Source organism: Stieleria sedimenti (assembly GCF_025060895.1).
Lineage (GTDB): Bacteria > Planctomycetota > Planctomycetia > Pirellulales > Pirellulaceae > Stieleria > Stieleria sedimenti.
In genome coordinates this window covers 19,150-41,591 of the sequence record NZ_JANZKV010000216.1, presented here as the reverse complement: position 1 = coordinate 41,591, position 22,442 = coordinate 19,150, and the positions used below count along the sequence as shown (strand labels likewise).

Annotated in this window: 1 protein-coding gene (running past one end of the window); it reads left to right on the top strand. The window is 58.7% G+C overall.

What is annotated here, in order from left to right; genetic code table 11:
• A protein-coding gene (locus NZK35_RS26375) for a CARDB domain-containing protein (RefSeq protein WP_259635513.1) crosses the window boundary here: on the top strand, positions 1 to 22,442 show its 3' portion. The gene continues 9,997 nt to the left of window position 1, outside the view; 22,442 of the gene's 32,439 nt are visible here — the last part of the coding sequence; the start codon falls outside the window, past its left edge; it ends in the stop codon at positions 22,440 to 22,442.

Genomic DNA, 22,442 nt, shown 5'->3' with positions numbered 1-22,442 from the left:
AACTGGAACGCAACACATCGTTGCCGGTCGGCGACAGCTACGACGCGTCGGTCGACCTGACGCTGCCGGCCGGTACGGCGGGTCTATTCCATGTCTTCGTCGCCGCTGATGCTCAAGGCGATGTCTTCGAAGACAGCAAGACGGCGAACAATGTGACGCTGGCTGCCGACAAAGTCGAAATCACGCCGACGCCCTATGCCGACCTCGTCGTCTCCTCGGTCGACGTTCCGCCGACGGCCTCCAGCGGCGGTTCGCTTGAAATCACCTGGGAAGTCACCAACCAGGGCATTGGACCCACCGACATCCCCACTTGGACAGACGTCATTCGACTGGCCCGCAACCCCGACGGAACGGACCTGCTGCGTGCCTTCCGAGTGAACCCCAACGATCCGAGCATCGCCGCAGGCAGCAGCCACTTCGGCGTGCTGGATGTTGATCAAAGTTATCGTCGCACGAGCCAAATTTTGCTTCCCAACGGACTCGAAGGGACCTTCTACGTCGTCGTCGACACCGGAATCTTCTCCAGCGTGTTCGAACATCGTTTCGGCGGTAACAACCGTCTTGTCTCCTCGGCGACGAACATCACCGTCGCCCCTTCGCCCGACTTGATCGTTGAAGCGATCACGGCGCCGCCGGAAGCGAAGTCGGGTACCAAGATCGACGTCGAGTGGACGGTTCGCAACACGGGCGACGCAGTGGCCGATGGACGCTGGAGTGATCGCCTGTCACTGAAACCCGTGGGGGATCCCGATGCGAGTCTGATTCACCTGGGAATCTTCGAAACGTCGCTGACGCTCGACGCCGGATTATCGTACACACGCGCCGAACAATTTTCGCTTTCCGCCGAACTGGAAGGTGCATTTCAAGTCGTCGTGCACTCGAACTTCACCGGTTCGCTGTACGAACACGCCACGGCGGGGGACAACAACGTCAGCGAAGACGACGAAATCATCGTCGTCAGCCATCCGCCGCGTCCGGACCTGCAAGTCACCGACATCATCGCGCCGTCAAGCGTTCCCGCCGGTGGAACGATTTCGGCGACCTACATCGTGACCAACCGCGGTACCGAGACGACCAAGGGACGTTGGAAAGACCGGGTGTACCTCTCGCTTGACAACAAAGTCACCAGCGATGACATCGTGCTCGGCACCTTTGACAATGCTGCTGCACTGGCCCCGAACGAACCGTACCAGGTTTCGGTCGAGCCCTACGTCGTGCCGAAACGATTCCGCGGCGATGTGTTTGTGCTTGTCCAAACCGACTTCGAAGATTCAATCGAAGAATACCCGGATGAAGACAATAACTTGGGAACAAAATCGTTCTTTGCCGATTCCCTTCCTCCGGCTGATCTGGTCACCTCCGACGTCATCGCGCCGGATGAAGTCTTCGAGGGCACGACGATCGATGTTTCTTACACGGTCACCAACCTGGGACTCGGTGAAACCAATGTGGATTCTTGGAACGACACCATCTGGTTGACCGTCGATCGCAATCGACCTGACGTTCGGACCGACGACATCTTGCTGGGAACGTTTTCACATTCGGGCCCGCTGGCGATCGGGGAAGACTACACCGCGACTCGCCGGGTAACGTTGCCAAAAATCGATGGCAAAGACTTCGAAGCCGGTCAGTGGCATGTCACCGTCTGGTCGGATGCCTACAACGTCGTCATCGAGGACACTCGGGACATCAATACGAACCCAGATGATCCAAACGAACTGGACAGCAACAATTACAAGGCGCGGCCGATCACGGTTCTGCCGCTAGCCACCACGCCCGCGGACTTGGTCGTCGACAGCGTCGTCGCACCGGCAACGATCGATGCGGGAACGTCGATGACGGTCCAGTGGACGGTGTTAAACCAGGGAGAAAACGCGACGGGAGGCGATGCGTGGACCGATTGGATCTACGTTTCGACACACGCTGATAGTAACCATCCCGACGCGCAGATATCGTCTCTCGGTTTCGTCGAGCGTCGCGGTCGCTTGGAAGCCGGTCAAAGCTACACCGCCGAAGCCGAATTCAAGCTGTCGCCAGAGATTTTTGGCAGTCACGTGATCGTTGAGACCGACGCGCGATTGCCCGGCATCTACGAAGGTTCCTTCGAAAACAACAATGACCAGTCGACTCCAATAACAATTAGTCACTCGGCAGCCGATTTACAGATCACCGACATCAACTTGCCGGCGACAAGCGAGTCGGGCGAATACGTCGACCTCAGTTGGACCGTGACCAACGTCGGTGCACCGGTCTGGTCCGGAACAACGTACTGGACGGAGTACGTTTACCTGTCACGTTTCCCTGAATTCCAGCTCAGCGAATCGACTCTGGTGCGAAAACAGATCCACCGCAGTGACACGCCGCTGGGTACCGGAGACAGCTATACCGAATCGACTCGGATTCGCATGCCACGCGGCGCTGATGGCGAGTATTACGTCTACGTCTGGACCGATGCACTGCCGATCCCTGATCCGCGGAAGTACGAACCGACTGTCCCGTCGGCGGGCGACAACACAAGCAGCCGCACTTTCTACGACGGAACGAATGGCTGGGGACGCGGCGCCGTTTACGAAGGCGGGCGAGGACCAGGCAGCGGTTTCGCGCCCCAAGAGTACAACAACCGGGACTCAAGACCGATTCAGATCAGCTATTCCGAACCGGACCTGAAGGTCACCTCATTGACGGTGCCATCGGGCGTCGCCCAGTCCGGTCAAACCATCACGGTTGAATGGACCGTTCAGAACATCGGCGATGCGGCGACTTATCCGCGACCCGACACCGATCAGGCCGAACAAGCCTGGCCCGATCGCATCTTTCTTTCCCGCGACGAATCATTGGACTCGTCCGACTGGCTGCTGGGCGCAGGTGGTGGCTACGGCGCAAACGGAAAAACACTCGGCGTCGATGAATCCTACAGTCGATCGCTCGATGTACGACTTCCACAAGGGATCGACGGCGACTTCTATCTGATCGTCGACGTCGACTCCAAGTTCACCCGTGCACGCTTCCCCGAAGTCGACGGAAGCGGCATTGAGTTCGAGGTAGGAGGCTCGTCAGCGGTGGACTGTCTGGCCATCTTCCGGAACGACATCGTCGGCTGCGGCGATACCGGGATGGCAGTCGTGCAGGAATTTGACGGTGAGGCGGATAACACTGCCAAGACACTGCTGCCGATCGAACTGACCGATCCGCCGGACCTGCAAGTCACCTCGGTTGTCGTGCCGCCACGATTGCTGGCCGGAAAGTCGTTCGACGTCGAGTACACCGTCAGCAACCTCGGCCCCGGTGACACGCCGCCGGGACAGTCAGGCTGGACGGATCTCATCTACTTGTCGCGCGATCCTTTCTTGGACAGGGATGCCGATCGTTACCTCGGCTCGAATTCCTATTCCGGCGGTCTGGCGAAGGACCAATCGTATACGGCGACACAATCGGTCCGCGCCCCAAGGAATCTCGAGGGCCCCTACTACGTGATCGTGATTACCGATCCGGTGATCGACAATCGCTTTCCCGACGGCGACGTGTTTGAACTGGACAGGGAATTCAACAACTCGCTTGCCGCCCAGCCACCGACCGTGATCGAATTGCCCCCGCCGGCGGACTTGCAAGTCGCATCGATTGAGATCCCACCAAGCGGCAAGTCGGGCGAAGACGTCCAGATTACCTGGTCGGTCACCAATCATGGCCCCGAACCAGCAACCGGAGTCTGGTCGGACGCGCTGTACCTCTCCGAAGATGCGATCTGGGACATCACTGATATCCCGCTGGGACGCGCTGAATTTCCGGGCATCGTCGAAAACAACTCGACTCGATTGTCGTTGGCCGTGGGCGAATCCTACACGTCCACACTGACCGCTACACTGCCGCCCGCCAAGCCAGGCCAGTACCGCGTCATCACCCGCGCCGACATCTTTGATGACGTCTTCGAAGCCGAGAACGAACTCAACAATCAAACCGCATCACCGGAAACGATTGAACTGACGGTCGATGCATTGCAACCCGGCGTTCCGCTGGAAACAACGCTCAGCACCGGACAAGTTCGTTTGTATGAAGTCCAAGTCGGTGCCGGCGAAACGCTGCGGGTCTCGATCGATTCCGATGCCGACGCCGCCGCCAACGAGTTGTTCATTCGTTTCCGCGACGTGCCCAACGGGATACAATACGACGCGGCCTACTCGGGGCAACTCAAACCCGATCAAGCCGCCGTCATCGCAACCACCGAACCCGGATCGTACTACGTCCTGGTCCGCGGTTATTCTCAGCCCGAAGACGACACTCCGGTCACCGTCCTGGCCGAGTTGCTTCCGTTCCAAGTTACCGATGTGACCACCGACATCGGCGGCGATTCCCGCTGGGTCACCACGACGATTCACGGTGCCAAGTTCGATGAAGACGCGATTCCCAAACTGGTTCGCCCGCGGTTTGGCGAGTTCGAACCGGTGAACTACGAAGTGCTCGACAGCACCCGGATCCTCGCCACGTTCGATTTGCGAGATGCGCCGCGAGGTTTGTACGACGTCAAGGTGATCAACCCCGGCGGCGAAGAAGCGTCTTTGCCGTACCGCTACCAGATCGAACGGGCGGTCGAACCCGACGTCTCGGTGGGACTCGGTGGCCCGCGTGTTCTCAATCCCGGCGAAGTGGGCACGTATAGCTTCTCCGTCGACAACCGCAGCAACGTTGATGCGCCCTACGTCTACTTCACTCTCGGCGTTCCTGAACTGGGCACGAATCCCGATCTGTTCGGTTTCCGCTACGCGGCGTTTACATCAAACCTCCGCGGCCGGCCCGACGGTCAAGCGTTTGACGACGTTCCCTGGGCCAGTCTCGATTCGGCGATCACGACACCCCACGACGACAGCTTTCAAACCGATGCACTGGGCCAGATCACCACGCCCGGTGTGATTCCGGACTTAACCGTCGGTGACTTTGCGGGGTTAACCTTCAACGTTCACACCTATCCGGGGCTGCAGGAGTTGATCGACCAGGAGCAGGCTGAGTTTCTTGCGGTCATGGATCGCTTCTATGATGCGCTCAGCGCCGCGATCACGGACCAACAGAAACTTGAGGAATTCTTCCCGCAACTCAGTGAAGCCTACGGGGAGTACGCCGGATCGTTCCTGGATACGATCGATGCGGAGCTTGTCGCGTTCCAGTTCCACATTTTGGCATCAGCCACCGCGGTCGACCGCGATGAATTCATCGCATTGCAAACACGTGATGCCCTGGGCCTGCGCGACGCGATCCTGGACGATCCCAATGCCACGCCGGCTCTACGAGTCTTGGCCGCCGACCGTGATGCCTGGGCCGACGCCTATTTGGCGGCTCTGGAAGAAGGCGGATTGCTCCGCGTGGAAGATGACGCACCACCGATTCGTGAAAATCCCAAAGTCATCAGCCTCGCTGCGGTACTCTCCACCGGTGTGCTTGCCGGTCCGGTCGGTGAAGAGATTCAAACCAGCGGAAGCCTGCTCGAGTTCTTTGAAAACGTCCGACGCTGGTACGGAAACGATGCATCGCTTGCCGAAACGTCCAACCCCGGAGCGACCTACGCCACCGAAGTGGATCCGGCCGCGTTCGAATTGAACCAAAGTCGACCGACACACTTCCAGTCCTTCAACATCTACGTTCCTTTCTCGAACAGATTCAGTTCGGCTGCGTTGGACATTCCTCCCGGCGCCGAGCTCGCTCCACCCAACTTCGCCCGCTTCTTCGAAGGCACGGGCGCCGAAACGCCGAACGCCAGCCTGGTCGGTCCCTTCGGCTTTGGCGACCAACAATTCGTTCCCGCCACGGCGCCGCTGCCCTATACCATTCAGTTCCAAAACAATGCCTCCGCGGCGGCGGCCACAAACGACCTTCGCGTTGTGACAGAACTTGATGAGGACGTCGACGTGCGTTCCTTCCGGCTTGGCGATCTGAAACTCGGCGACGTCCAGGTTCACATTCCAGATGATCTGGCAACTTTCCAGGGCGACTTTGATTTCGTTGAGAGCAAAGGTTTCATCCTTCGCGTCACGGCAGGAGTGGATCTGGAAACACGGATCGCCAGCTGGAGATTGCAAGCGATTGATCCGGCGACCGGCGAACTCGTCCGCGAAGGTGACATTGGCTTGTTGCCGCCGAATGATGCACGCGGTCGCGGGGCGGGTTTTGTGACCTACCAGGTCAACCCGGCCGCGAATCTTGCGATCGACAACGAGATCACCGCATCGGCTCGCGTGCTGCTCAGCAATGCACCGCCGATGCAAACCAACGTCACTTCGCACCGTGTCGACGTTGCCGCGCCAATGACCACCGTCACCTCGACGCCGATCGGGGCCGATGGCAGCCGATTCGAAGTCACCTGGGACGCGGTCGACGAGACAGACGGTTCCGGCGTCAAACACGTTACCGTCTACGTCGCCCAGGACGGCGGCGACTTTGCGATCTGGCAACGCCAGTCGACCGAAGCCGGCGCGATTTATGTCGGCCAGCCGGGGAGTGCTTACGAGTTCCTCGCCTTGGCGACCGACCATGCCGGAAACCAGGAGTCGCCAAACCTGGGCACGGCAGTGCCCGGCGACGGCTCACAAGTCAACCTGGGCACGACGAACCGATTCGACCGAACGAGCGCGCCACTGCCGCCGGCACCGAAACCGGTCGAAACTCCGTCGACCAACGAACTCTTTCTCGCGGCCCAGTCGGCTGTCCCATCGGCCGGCAACACGTCGGAGTTTGGCACCGTTTTGAATCCCTTCGCGGCGCGGCGCTTCGCCAGTGGCATTCCGACCAGCGAAGCCGGGATCGGCCCGATGGCGATCGCCGTACGCGAAGACGGGTCGACGCTCATCAGTGGCGGACTCGGTCGCAACTTCTTGTACGAGGTGCCGATCGAGGGGGGAATCGCCGGCAATGCGATCGCCGAGTCGCCCCATCCGATTTTCGATCTGGAATTCGGACCTTCCGGCGGATTGTGGGCGACGACCGGCGGCGGTCCGTTGCTCTTACTCAATGCCGAGACGGGCGCCGTCGAACGCGAATTCGGTGAAGGCATCACACAGGCGTTGGCCATCGATCCGTCCAGCGGCGATATCTTTGTTTCGACCAGTCGCGGCGTCGATCGATTCGACCCGATCAGTGAAGCGTTCACCCCGTTCAGCGATCTCCGCATCGGCAATCTGACCTTCGATTCCGACGGCACGCTCTGGGGAGCGACCTGGCCCAACCGCGAAACGGTCGTCCGATTCGCCGAAGATGGCACGCCCGAGCCGATGTTGGACTTTGACATTCCGATCGACAGTTTGACGTTCGGCGTTCCGGGAACCGACCTGGAAGGCTTGCTGTTCATCAGCAGCAACGCCGGCCAGCTCGGGGCCGGCGGCGAGCTGATCATGGTCGACCTCGCCACACGGCAACAAACCGCCGTCGCCACCGGAGGCACCCGCGGCGACATCGTCAAAGCCACCCCCGACGGCCGGCTGTTGATCAGCCAGTCCAATCAAGTCGACGTCCTGCAACCCATCATCGCCCCCCAAGTCGCGTTCACCGATCCGCCCGCGGACGCCTTTGTCGCCCTGCCGCGAAACCGAGTGTCGGTCGCCTTTGACCAGCCGATGTTTGTCGGCGCGCAGACCGATGTCGCATCGGTTTTGAACCCGTCGAACTATCAGTTGGTGGGTGATGCGGCCGGTGTCATCTCGGTCGATGGCGTCACCTATGAAGCCACAACCAACACCGCGATCGTCACGTTCGCCTCGTTCGTTCCCGACAGCTACAGCTTCACCGTTGATGCGTCGATCGAGAGTTCCTTCGGTGTGGGACTGGCTGATCCCTACCAAACGCAATTCGTGGCCGTTTCGGACTTCTCGGATCTGGTCGACATCGAATTCAGCAACGCCCGGTCGCACCGCGTCGACGCAACGGTCTCGTATGACGTTTCGATCACCAATGCCTCACAAAATGATTTGGTGTTGCCCTTGTTGCTGGTGCTCGATCCCACATCGGGCTTTACCGGCACGCCCGCCACGGCGGTTCAGCAATTCGTTGATGATGCGTGGTTGATCGATCTGGCTGATAGCGTTGGCGACGGCGTGTTGGCTCCGGGTGAAGCAACCAGTGGCCGGACGTTGACGGTGAGCAACCCTGGCTGGGAACGCGTGCTGTTCGAATACGGCATCTTTACGCTGCCATCGAATAATCTTGCACCGGTATTCAGTTCGGCTCCGGTCACACAGGCTGTCGTCGCAGAGCCCTACGTGTACGAAGCGGTTGCCGAGGATCCCGACGGGATCACGGTCAGCTACCTGTTGGTCGATGGCCCCGACGGCATGCTGGTCGAGTCGGGCACCGGCCGCGTGACTTGGACTCCCGATCCTTCGAGTCCCGCGGCGGCTGATGTTGTGCTGCACGCCTATGATCCAAGAGGTGGATTCGCCGTTCAGAGATTCACGGTTGATGTCGCCGGTGGAAATCGGTTGCCCCAAATCGCTGGCCTGCCAGAAAGCATCATGGCAACCGAAGGCGAAACCTTGGAGATCCCGCTGTCGGTGTTTGACGAAGACGCCGATGCATTGGCCGTCTGGGTTGAGAATCTGCCACCTGGATCCTTCTTTGATTCCGCCCGGAACGTGTTGCGATGGACACCGGCATTTGATGCCGCCGGGACATACGACGCGGTGCGGTTCGTCGCCAGCGATGGTGTCGGCCGAACGGCTGCGGAAACAACCATCCTGGTGCAACCGACCAACCAGCCTCCTCGATTGACCGTTCCGGCTGAACTGACTATTCGCGAAGGCGAATCGATCCGCTTGGACCTGTCGGGCAGCGATCCCGACGGCGACGAAGTCGAATTCAGCAGCCCCTTGCTGCCTGGTGGATCATTGCTCGATCCTTCCAGCGGGGTCTTCAGCTGGACGCCCGAGTTTTTCCAAGCAGGCGTATTCGAAGTTCCGTTTATCATCGACGATGGCACCGAGCAAACGACGGCAACCACGACCATCACGGTCCTGAACGTTAACGCCGCCCCGAATTTCGGTGACGTCGATCAATGGGTGGTTCAGGAAGGACAAACGCTGCGTTTCCGAACCTTTGCTTTCGATGCCGATACGCCGGCCTACGAATCCCAAGTTCGTGGCGATGACGATGAGTTGAGCCCCATCGATGGCGATTTCCCATCGGTCAGCTACGCGGCAATCAGCTTGCCGCCGGGCGCCAGCTTTGACGCCGAGCTCGGACTCTTTGAGTGGCTGCCCGGCAGCGACGATGCCGGAAACTACATCGCCGAATTCATCGCCACCGATGACGGCAACGGGACCGGAACAAATCTGACGGACGCGATTTCGGTTCCGATCACGGTCTTGAATCTCAATCGCCCGCCGGAATTTACCACCGTCGACAACGTGACGTTGCAGCGTGGCGACGTTCTGACACTGGACGTGACCGCCACCGATCCCGATGGGGATCCGATTTCGATTTCCGCGTCCGGACTGCCCGGTTTTCCGATTCCCGAATTCGCGAGCTTTGTCGATCGCGGGGACGCGACGGCACAATTCACCTTTGCGCCCGGCGACGGGGACCGAGGCGACCATGTGATCACGTTGCGGGCAACCGATGATGGCGGCGATGCCGGCGAGCAAGCGGCGCAGATGACCGAGTTTACATTCATCGTCACCGTCGAATCGTTGAACGAACGCCCGATGCTGCGACCGATCGGCAACAAGGTGGCCGTCGTCGGTGAGCCACTCGAGTTCCAAGTCAACGTTCGCGACTTGGACGAAGACCCGCTGACCTTTGACGCCGACAACCTGCCAGGCAACGCGACGTTCGTACCGGGAGCGACCTACGGCACGGCAATCTTCCAGTGGACGCCGACGGTCGGTGACCTTGGCGTGTGGCCGGTCACGTTGCAGGTCCAAGACAGCGGCAACGGTGACAGCAGCAGAATTCTCGACGACCAAGAGCAGATCACGATCACGGTTCGCCAGACCAACACGGCTCCGGTGATGACACCCGTTGGCGATCACACCGTCGCTGAAACCGAATCGTTGTCCATCTCGCTGGCGGCCACGGATTCCGATGGCGACGATCTGTTCTATTCCGCCGAGAATCTTCCCGCAGGCGCCGTGCTCGATGCCACAACGGGACTGTTCCAGTGGACGCCGAACATTTTCCAGTCGGGCGACTACCAGGATCTCGTCTTTGTGGTTTCCGACGGACATCGGTCCGACAGCGAAACGGTCGCCTTCCGGGTCGAAAACACGAATCAGCCGCCATTGGCAACGCCGCTTCCGCTGCAATCGGGCAACGAAGGTACGTCGCTGGAGTTCTTCATTGACGCCGCCGACGTCGACGGCGGAGCACTGACGTTTACCTCCAACGGATTGCCCGACGGAGCGGTCCTTGATCGTCTGTCGGGACAGTTTCGCTGGACACCGGGATTCGAGCAGGCAGACAACTATTCGATCCCCGTCACGGTGACCGATTCCGGCGGCGCGTCGGATTCGATCGAACTGATGGTGACGATCAACAACGTCAACCGCCCGCCCGAGATCGACGTGACCAGTCATCAAACACCGGTCGGGGTGGAGACACGTTTCTTCGCCTCGGGCAGCGATCCGGATGCAGACGCGATGCTTCGGTATTCGGCCGTCGGTCTGCCAGAGGGGGCGTCGATCAATGCGTTGACCGGCGAGGTCACGTGGACTCCCGGACCCGGCCAAGTCGGTGACTACGTGGTCACCTACACCGTTTCGGATGGTTCGTTGTCGGCCAGTCGCGGCGAAATCCTGCGTGCCAGCTTGGCCCCGCAAGGTCCTTCGGTGTCGATCGAATTGACGCCCAGTTTTCCCGCGGCTCCGGGACAGGCGGTGCTGGTACATCCCCTCGCATCGAGTTTGGCCGAGATCGTTGATCTGTCGATCGAGGTCGACGGGGAAGTGCTACCGCTGGACACACTCGGACGTGCCCGATTCGTCCCTGCAAATCCGGGCAAGTTCCATGTCATCGCCACCGCCACCGATGCTGACGGTTTGACCGGCGTGGCAGAGCGAACGATCAAGGTGCGAGATCCGGCCGATAGCGAACCGCCGCAGGTTCGATTCACGAGCGAATTGGGACGCCAGCCGATTCGTGTTGCGACCGAAATCATCGCGTCGGTCGATGATCTGAACTTGGATCAATGGCAATTAGAACTGGCACCGGCCGGTTCGGACGACTTCGTTACCTTGGCAACCGGTTCAGCGAATGTGACCGATGCGGCACTGGTCAGTCTCGATCCCGGCACGCTGTCCAACGGTTTTTACCAACTGCGATTGACCGCGAGCGATCTGACGGAGCGATCTGCCGAAGCGATCGTCAGCGTCGAAATCAACAGCGTCGTGAAGTCGAACCAATATCGACGTGTCGAAACAGATTTGACAGTGGACTTGGGCAGTGGTGCGTTCACCATTGAACGTGTTTACGACTCGCTCGAATCCATCCACTCGGGCAGCTTCGGACCGGGTTGGCGTTGGAGTGCCGTCGATCTTCGCGTGGAAACCAATGTGCCGAAGACCGGTCGCGAGTCGCTGGGTGTCTTCTCTGCTTACTCCGCACAAACTCGACTGTACGTGACGTTGCCGACAGGCGAGCGGACCGGATTTATCTTCGCTCCACAGCCGATGGAGATCACGGGACTGAAGTACTTCAAGCCCGCTTGGATTGCCGATGACGGAGTCACTTACACGCTTCAATCGAGCGACACCTTGCTCACCCGCGCGGGAAGTCGCTTTTTCGATCTCCAATCGGGGCTGCCGTACAACCCGGCCGATCCGCGATTCGGCGATACCGCGTATACCCTCGCCGCGGCCGACGGAACGACCTACGAGCTCGATGCCGACGGCAAGACGGTCGCCATCAACACGGCGACCGATGCGAGGTTGATCGTCAGCGATTCGGCGATCATCGCAGCCAACGGAGAACGAGTGAATCTGGTCCGTGGCATGGGGGGACGGATTGAATGGATCGATGCGCCGATGGCACCGATTGATTACCAATACGACACCGATGGGAATCTTGTCGCGGTGCGCTCGGACGCGGCGCAGGATGCGGTTCACTATGGCTACGATTCCGGCTTGCCTGGGCGGTTGAATTTGATCGCCTCGGCAGACGGATCGACGGAAGCCGTCACGAGTTACGATCCGCTGAATGTCGTCCCAATTGCGGACCACTTGGGAACGGCACATCAATTTGTGGGTACGACAACCGATGGTGCGTTGACGGCAGGCGACACCGACCGCTACACGCTGACGATCCGTCAAAGCGAACTCGACTCGACACCCAACGACCTTGTTTGGGTCGCCGTGGAAGTGGACGGAACGATCGGCGGCCTTGCTCCGGCGATCCCTCAAATCGCTGGCGTGACGCCTGTGGAAACTCGCTCGGACGCTCAGTCTGCATTCGCACTCTTCGCGCTCGACGCCGCCGGAATCAAATTGCTGTCGATCAGCGGTGCCGACGTCGGCGCAGCGGGCAGCTATTCCCTTAGCGTTTCGATTGCCGGCGACGTCAACGTCGACGGCGTCATCGACGGATTAGACGGTGGGCTTCAGGCGGCCGCTTTGGGAACCACCACAGGACAGCCGGGATATGATGTGCTGGCCGACGTCAATCGAGATGGCGTTGTCGATGCGTCCGACGTGCAGATTTTGGGTGGCAACTTCCTGTTCGCCACGAATCGGCCTCCACAAGTCTCACCTTCGTCTGCGTTCACCCACGTTGGGATGGAGGTGACCGTCGATGTCGACGAATTGGCAGTCGACCCGGACGGGGACTCGGTGTCGCTGCGTGTTCAGGCCGCCAGCGGGGGTGTCGCAACGATCGTCGATGACGGTACGCGTGTTCGGTTTTTGCCCGACGCAGGATTCCAGGGGACGGCCACGATCGAACTGGTCGCGAGTGACGGATTCAGCGATTCTCTGCCACAGACGCTCTCCATTGAGGTGAGCGATGCGCCCTTGGTGGGGATGGAAATCGAAACGCGTTCGCTGTTCTTGCCGCTCGGCCAATCACAGTCACTGGTCGTGATGGGGGACTTCGCCGACCAGCAAGATGTCCCCCTGCCGGCCGGCTACTTGAGCTTTACCGGAACGGACCCGAGTGTCGCGTCGATCACACCCGATGGCACGATCACCGGAAAATCGCCGGGGAGTGTGATTGTTGAAATCACGGCGGGCGGAATTCAAGCGGTCACGGTGGTCAATGTCTATGAAGACACGGGACCGTCACCGGAACTCTTTGTCAGCGATCTGCAGGTCTATCCGAACAGCGTTTCATTACCGCTATCCGGTGGAACGCGGCGGATTCAAGTCACCGGCAACGGCGATTTCTTTGACATCAATCCGCCCAGCGACACGCAGTTCTTTGTCAGCAATCCGGATGTGATCACCGTCTCGGCCGACGGAGTGATCACCGCGGCGGGTGAAGGAACAGCGACGGTCACGGTGATCGGCGGCGGTGCCCAGCAGGTGATCGATGTCGCTGTCTTCTCTCCGATGCCCGGCCCGGTCGAGATCGGAGCAGACGGCGCTGTGATCGTCGGCGACGACGGGTCGCTGGTTCAAGTCGCCCCCGGTGCGCTCGCCGAATCGGTCACCGCGGACATTCGCATGATCGATGAAACCGAATTGTCTTTCGAATTGCCCGACATCCTCGGATTCGCAGGTGCCGTTGAACTCGATCTTGACGAATCCGCATTGGCCCACCCGGTCGAACTGGCGATCCCGGTATCGTCCGAGTTTGCCGTCGGCACTCAGATGATCGTCTACCGAGTCGATTCCGTTCCCGACGCGGACGGCAATCTCCGCGACGCATTGATTCAAGAAGAGGTCGCGTATGTCGGCGAAGACGGATACGCGCGAACCAACTCGAAACCGTATCCAGGTGTGCTGCAAAACGGCACCCACATCTTCAGCCCGCTGCTGTGCCAGAATGCGGTGATGGGAGCGATTATCGGCGGATCGAGCGCTCTGGTGGGCGGCACGTCGCTGGTCGGCGTTTTGTCACAGGGCGTACTGATCGGAGGCATTGCTGCGGGAGTCACCGGCGGAGCCCTGCTGACGATGTGCATCGGTCCGCAGACCGTGGAATTGGTTGCGATCCCGCCGGTCGGACCTCCGACGGTCGAGACGATCCAGCTGCAGGTGCCTGTGGGAGGTGGGCAATTCGATGCGACCTTTAGCGAGAGCGTCGACAAGAAAGATCCACGACCTGTCATTAGCGGACTGTCGATCGAATCACCCGGCGCCGGGGCGCGCCTGAAATTCACGGGAACCAACCTCAAACCACAGACCGGCGAAAACGCCGTGATCGAGTACAGCTTGACCGGGAAGCAAGGGTCGTACGTCTCGTTGGGTGAACCGTCGTTTGATGCGGGGGACGCAGTGTTTCCCCCACCCGATGGCTTGGCCGTCGGCACGGCGTTCTTCCGACTGGTACACAACGTCAACGCCGCCAAGACGCCGAAGGAAATCGAAGACAGCCGCCAAGTCAGCAACGAAGTCAAACCGACGCTTGCCACCGAGCAGTTGCTTTCGGTGATTTCCGATCAAGACAAACTGGCGGCGTTCCAAATCCAGGGCGGGATTCCGAATCTCGCGCAAATGATCGACCTGGATCCGGATGACGCAGGAAACAACAACCGTCTGTTCTCACAGCGAGTCGCGACGACCAAGGATGGATCGCGTGCTTATGTGACCCATCAAGCTGCCGGAACGGTTTCGGTCATCGATACGTTGACCATGCAGGTGATTGGGACAGTGGGTCTTGAGTCCGGTGCCGCACCCTATGACGTCGTCGTCGATCCACGCAGTACTCACCCCTTCGCGTATGTCGGTGATCGAAAGCGTGGCTCCATTTACGTGATCGACATCGATCCGACTTCGGACACCTATCACAAACGCATCCGAACCAAGACGCTCAACGGTCCTGAGTGCCGTGCCGGTGCGGGGCAAACGGCATCCTGTCTTCGGGGAATGTCGATGACCGGCGACCAGCAATCGCTTTTGGTCACCATGCCGGCGCAGTGGAGTCCGAACGTGGAATCGGGGACACCGAAGAACACCGACACTCCGGGGCAATTGCTGTTGTTGGATTTGGTCAGCGACAAACCCAAGAGCGAAGCATTTTTGAAGGAGCTGCAACGTGTCGGTGTCCAACCGAGTGCCGGGGATGTCGCGATCGCACTTGGCGGCGGCAAAGACCGGGTTGCCGTCACCGGTTACACGTCCGCCGATAAGGAGGGACTGAAGACGTTTGAGTACCAATACGGCACTCGCAAGCTGGTCGTGGGGCAGACGATTTCGACGATCGTTGAGGATCTGCTTTCCGACACTCCCCCGGAAAGCGTGATCAAAGAATTTCGCAGGATTGACACCTTTGGCGTTCACGATGCGAAAGACGTCGTGTTTACCTCGGACGGCAAGTACGCGTTTGTCACGGCATTCAACTACCCGGATCTAGCGGTTCCGAGTAAGACCCATGGCAGTCGCTTGAACGGATTTGGTGCAATCCTGGACTTGCCGGCTGGCAGCAACGTGGGGGTGATCGACGTTGCGACCGGGGAGATCGTCGGCGGAACACGTCCAATCCCGAACGGGTATCCCGACGACCTGGTGTTATCGGCTGATGGAAAGTACCTGTACGTCAGCTACCAGAACACGTTCAAGGTCGACGGCGGCAATCCTGCATTCCTACACGGCGGTGTGTTTGTCTACAGCGTTGACGCGTTGACATCGACCGGCGGCGACGTGATTGAGCGATCGGGGACACCGCTGAACGATCTCAATCCCGCCATCGACGTTCGTGCCAACTACAAGTTCGTCGTCACCGAAAACACAAACACGGACGATTTCGGCCCGGATCCTAAAGGGGCAACCGACGTGCCCATTGTCCTGGGCCGCACCAAGGGTCTGGCGCTGCAGAAGCCCGGATTGAACATGACGGTGCAAGCAAAATATGACAATCCCGACAATGGCTCCAGCACGTTTGGGACCTATCTAGCCAATCTTGACATTGACAACACGTTCACAGTCACGTTCAACACGAACTCCAGTGCTTTTCAGAATGTCGAGCGAGTAACGCTTCAGGTTTCCAGCAAAAACAATCCCAACCTCATCTCCATGGAAGCGATTGTCAACGGAACCAACCCCGTCGTCTTTTCCGATGGAATGTCTGTTCCGGGGGCGGCGACGGAGAAACAGTGGTTCAACGAGGCACTGCTACAGGATTCCACTAACAACACCCTCGTGGTAACGGCCTACGGGGAGTCTGATGTGGTCATGGAGTCGTTTAGCGGAACGATCATAACGACAAGCGATCTGACATTAGACTTGGATGTGAGGACGCTGAGTTCAAAGGAAGGCAACGAAGGGAACCCTGTAACTTCGTGGCTAAATTCAGACGTGGTTCGCTTTATCGAGCCGAAGTCGGAAAAACCAAACCAAAACGACGTGAATCACACCGTAGAATTCAGGCCCGCGATTGATGTCGGCACCTTCAACAGCGACTTGTTTCCTGGTGCGACCACGGTCTACGACAAAAAGTTCACGATGGTCATCGAAACAGATGATCGCACGAAGCAGATCCATGAATTGTCAGATGGATTTGATCTGTTGTCACAAGCGAACAACAAATTCAAGAAAGAATCCAATGTGTTCGTTGACCACGTCGCGGGCACGGCATTTGACTATGTGGCTCGGCTTTACACCATGGAGGCGGACAAGAAAGTTTTTGGGACCAAAAAGCCTTCCTCTGAGGTGGTTGATGCGTTCTCCGAAAATGACGTCTTGTCGGCTGCGGACAAGAACCGTGTTCTAATTCGGTCGATTGAACGTCCAGACTGGATGGACTTCACATCACCGCAGTCGCCGCCACTTTACAGTGAGGAACATCAAGGCTACGTGTTCCAGTTCACCTATCCGGTGGACTATGAAGACTATCCACTCGATGAACTGGCGAATTCGACGCAGGACGTTCTTGACGGAATCGATCGAGCCAATCCGACCGATGCAGATCCGCTATTTAATCCGTTTGCCGACCGAGCAACAAAGGTTAGAGCTGGCATGGATGTGACAGTCATTGCCCCATGGGATGTCCGAGAGGCGGTGACCGCCGAATCGGATACGTTGAGGCTACAATTGGAACTGCTCGGTTACGAGATTGTCAACAAAACGTACCCCTTGGGGGATTTCTTAGAAGACCCGAACGTCGTTGAACCGAACCAGGTGACGTTGGTGGCCGAGGCGATTCAGTTCAAAACGCAGGAGTTTGAATTGCTGGCGGCGCCCGTGCCGTCACCGGAGAAGCAATCATTTTCGTTTGGAGAATGTAAGGTCCCTGACCCAGAAAATTCCAAGCGATGTCTAACGCCCAGTAAGAGCACGATTCGAATCCCGGTTGGGGGGCTTGGCGTTAAAGGCCAAGGCAATATCGGGTTTGCCGGAACAGCGGCGGGCCGTATAACGAGTGTGAAGGTTAGTGCCGGGTTGCGTGTGGATTTAACGGGCGACAAACCCAAAGTTGTGCCAGAAACGGAGGATGGAGACGCGACGTTTGTCAAACTCGCGGCCAAAGGCGACGTTGAAGCCTATGCTGTCTTGGCCGGTGGCGTTGGGGTTTCGGTGTTTGGGTTCGATGTCGATTTGTTAAGCGCCGAGGGACGTTTGGATGCGAAAGCTGATATCGATGCGAGCTTTTCGGTGCTTTTCGGAAGCGACGATGACAGCGTGTTTTCTTTCCAGAGCTTTAAAGGTCATGCTGACCTGAAGCCGACTCAGTTCGACGTGAGCCTGAAGACGTTCGCGCTCGCCAAACTGGTCACTCTGACCGACGATACGTTTGGGATGGACAAGTTCGGTATTCCCAAAAAGATCTCGCTGTTTGAATTTGAGGTTGGCGGGGAGGAACTGCGGATCGAGGCACCTGTTCCGGCGGTCGAATTTGTGGATGCATCGACACGACTAGGCAACGATGATTTAGCCCCGTCAATCGTCGTGGCAACCGATTTGTGGGAGCAAGCTGGACTCGCAGAGGAGGAGGGATCTCAGCCGTCACTCATCGTTGAACACGCTCGCCTTGCCCCCGGCGTGCTTGCCCTTCACCAGTCTCGTGATGAGGGGACCTCGCTTCTGCTAGTTGATGACAACGCATCCGACTACGGTTGGTTTATTGATTCCACGCCGGATCGGAACGAAGAGTTTGAGTGGGATGTCGATTCGGGGCAGTATGTGGCCCAGCAGGGAAGTCCGGCTTACGGAAAGGTAGATCTATTGACCGTGCTGGCCCATGAAGCGGGGCATGCCTGGGGAATCGGGCACAATCACGACAAGTCGAATTCAGTGATGTCCGAAACACTACCGCTAGGTGTTCGCCGTCTGCCGACACACTCCGACCTGCTCGGCGAGGACCACGATTATGACTCAAGTGATCGCAAGCACGGATCCCATCTCGAAGTCGCACCACCGGAGGGCATTCTCAACGGTGACTTCACAATTGTCGACACGAATGAGCATGGCTTCGGTTGGCAGACCGGTGGCGATGCTCTCATTCAAGGTGGTGCCCTGGCGATTGGTGAAAACGATCGTCGGATCTCTCGCGCAAAGCAGGGGTTTTTGATTCCAGCCGGAACAACCGCCTTGCAGTTTGAGATTGTCAACCTGGAACTCAGGAAGAACTCTGATGGGCCACCTGACGCTTTTGAAGTTGCGTTGCTGGATTCCGTCACCGGGCAGGCTTTGGTCAACCCCGTCGGTACACAGACCAACACGGACGCGATGCTTAATGTGCAGGCCGGTGGGGAAACTCATTTCGGTGATGCAGTGCAAATTCCAAACCTTAAACAATCTGGCATTGATTCGCTTTCTTCGGCGCCGACCATTGTCACGATCGACCTGACCGATGTCCCGGCCGGCACCGACGCAACCTTGTACTTTGATCTGATTGGTTTCGGCGATGCGGAAAGCGTGGTCGTGATTGACAACGTCGTGCTACTCTCTGAGACACCACCGACACTGAGTTTTGCGCTCGATGCGGCGAGTGATTCAGGTATGGTCGGTGATGATACGACTCGGATCACTCCGATTACGATCGTTGGTCAAACGCAGGCCGGCGCGATCGTGACTGTTGACATTGACGGAGACGGTTTTGATGATGGGACAACCATCGCAGACGTGGTGGGAGAGTTTCAGCTTGCCGATCTCGAATTGGCCGACGGGAGCAATGCGGTCAGTGTCAAAGCCGAAAATGGTGCCGGTCAGGTCATTGCGTCACGATCGGTGACGGTGGACCGCGAAGCGCCGACGGGGACGCGGATCACTCCCAAGGTTGGCGGATTCACCAACGCAGATTTGGGATACGTTGAAATCCAGTGGGCCGATATCGGGGATGCCGGAATTGATGCTGCCAGCTTCGATACCTCCGACGTCATCATCGACGGCGTCACCATCGACACGATCGAGGATCTTGGCGGCGGAAGGGTCCTCTACCGATATGGCGAGGATGGTGATGCACTGGACTCAGGATCCAATGCGATCACTCTTGTCGAAGGTGCGGTTAGCGACGTCGCTGGCAACACAAGTGCACAAGTCTCTGATTCAATCAATGTCGACAGCCTGGTACCGCGGGGGACCTTAAGCTTTCCTAGCAAGGATTCGGCTATTGCGTCGGATCCAGGTTATCTCGATGTCCGGTGGACTGACGAAGGGCCGTCGGGATTGGACAACACAACGATCGATCCAGAGGATCTGGTCATCAATGGCGTGTCCGTCGACCGGGTGGAGTCCGTGGGTGCAGGGATTGCCCGTTACTGGTACAACGATGATGGGGATGCACTCGGCGACGGAGTGATTGAGATTGTATTTATGCTGGATGCCGTGCGCGATACGGCTGGCAACCCATCTCTGCAAACGACTGAATCGTTCGTGCTCGATCAAGCTGGACCTTCGGGTGTACTGCGGACGCCTCGCGAATTCTATTACGCGCAAGAAGATCTCGGTTATGTCCAGATTGAATGGTCCGATCACGATGGAGTCGGCATCGATTCGCTGTCGTATGGCACCACTGATCTCACTTTGACAGGCGTTACGGTCGATCGGATTGAAGACCTCGGGGATGATACCGTTCGGTACTGGTATAACGATGACGGTGAAACACTTCCGCAAGGTACGGTGAACGTCGTCTTGGCGGAAAACGCGACGCGTGATGTCGTGGGGAATCCAAGCCTTCGTTCGTCCGCAAGCTTCTCCGTCGACACGATCGCGCCGCAAGTCGAACTTGTGTATCCTGCCCCCGGATCGGTCGTCGGAGTCGATTTGGGGTACGTCGAAATTGATCGACGTGACGAGGGGGGATCTGGGGTTATCCCAGGTTCGTTCAGTGAATCCGACATCTCGATCTCGGATGTCTCGATCGACCGTGCCGAAGATCTTGGTGGCGGCCGTGTTCGATATTGGTACAACGATGATGGGGAGACGCTTGCCGAGGGAGTCGTCGACGTCACGTTTGTGGCCGGACAAGTCGCCGACTTGGCCGGAAATGTCAATGCGGGTGGCCTGCAGTCGTTCACCTTCGACGCGTCCGGCCCGGTGGCCTCTCTGGTTTCGCCCGCGGCGGATGCGACCGTCAACACGGACCGCGGTTACGTCGATTTGGCTTGGTCAGACATCGGACCGGCCGGGATGGATGAAGCAACGCTGGGTACGGATGACTTGCGGATCACGGGCGTCTCCGTCGACGCGATCGAGTCGCTCGCCAATGGTGCGACGCGATACTGGTACAACCAGGACGGCGAGACACTGCCCGGCGGTAGAATCGAAGTCGTCGTCCGCGAGAATATCGTCAACGATCTGGCCGGGAACTCCAACGCGGACGGTAGTTGGAGCTTTACGGTCGAGTCCAACGAGGCGGACTCGGTCGACGTCACCGACAAAGTGCACGTGCAGTTCACGGGGATTCGCTACATCGGAGCGTTCGGTGCTTATCTGTTTTTCGGAACGGTCGAAAACCTGTCGTCCGAGCCGCTGACCGGTCCGATTCGATTGTATTTTCAGAATCTGACGCCCGCCGATGCGGTTCCTATTGGTGCGCCCATCGATGAGAACGGAGTCTATTACTTTGAGATCACCGACTACACCGGCGACGGAACACTCGAGCCCGGTGAAGTGACCGGCGCGATGCCGTTCCAACTGCGAATGGCGCCGGAGCGTTTCCACTTTGACCCGCTTGTCACCGCGACTGCCGCAGCGCCGCCGTCGACCGGCCTGACCGTTTCAGCCTCGTTGCTGCGTCCGGATCAATCGATCGACGTCACGCTGACTGGTGGCCCAGGAAACACCTCCGATCGCATCGGCTTGTTTGCCGCGGGGGCTGCCGATGACGTCCCCCTTCAGTCGCTCTATCTGGATGGCACGCAAAGTGAGCCGGCCAGCGCGTTGACTGAGGCGCTGTTGACCTTTGACGTTCCCGATGCAGAAGGCAGTTATGAATTCCGCCTTCTGACCGACGGTGGCGCCGCTCAGACCAGTCAGACCTTTGTCGTCGCAGACGCGCGCCAACCGGTGCTGTTGGATGTTTCCCGCTACGAGCCGCTGGATTCCGTGACGAACTCGGATGAGTTGGTGTTTCGGGTACTGCTTGATCAGCACGTGATGAACCTGTCGACGCTCGCGTTTGAGGTTGTGGGCGGTGCGACGGCGGAGGTGGCTGCGATCGAACCGGTTCAGGGCACCGGGGAGGCGTTGTATCAAGTGACTGTTGCCGGTGGAGACCTTGCGTCGTTCAACGGAGTCGTCGGGTTAACACTTCAGTCGCCTGCCCCGCCGCCCGTCGCATCGTTCCGCGTCGATAGCGGTCCGGCGATGGTGGGCCAGTTCTTCCAAGTGGATAACATCGCGCCGCGCATTGATGGTGTGCATCTGGACAACGACCAGTACAGCGTGGTCCGATCGCTGGATCTGGTGATCGATTCCCAAGTCGCCATCGGTGCAACTGCGTTTCGGCTGCACGATAGCGAAGGACGTGAGGTTTCAATCGACCAGGCCGTGCGGGTCGTGGACGGGAAGACGATCGTGTCGCTGACGTTTTCCGGTTCTCTGGTCGACGATTCGGGATCGTTGGTCGACGGATCCTACGTGCTGACGGCTTTGCAAACCGAGATCGCCGACCTCGCCGGCAACCGTTTGGAAGGCGACCGAGATGCGGAAACGGGACGTGTGGCTATCGATGAGTTCTTCCGCTTCTTCGGCGATTCCGACGGCGACCGCGACGTCGATGGCCAGGATTACGGGCGTTTCGGAGCGTCGATGTTCAGTCGGCAAGGAGAGTTACGCTATGACAGCCGGTTTGACTTCGATGGCGACGGCGACGTCGATGGCCATGACTATGCCCGATTCGGGCGCAGATTTCTTAAAACTCTGCCCCCTACTTCGTGA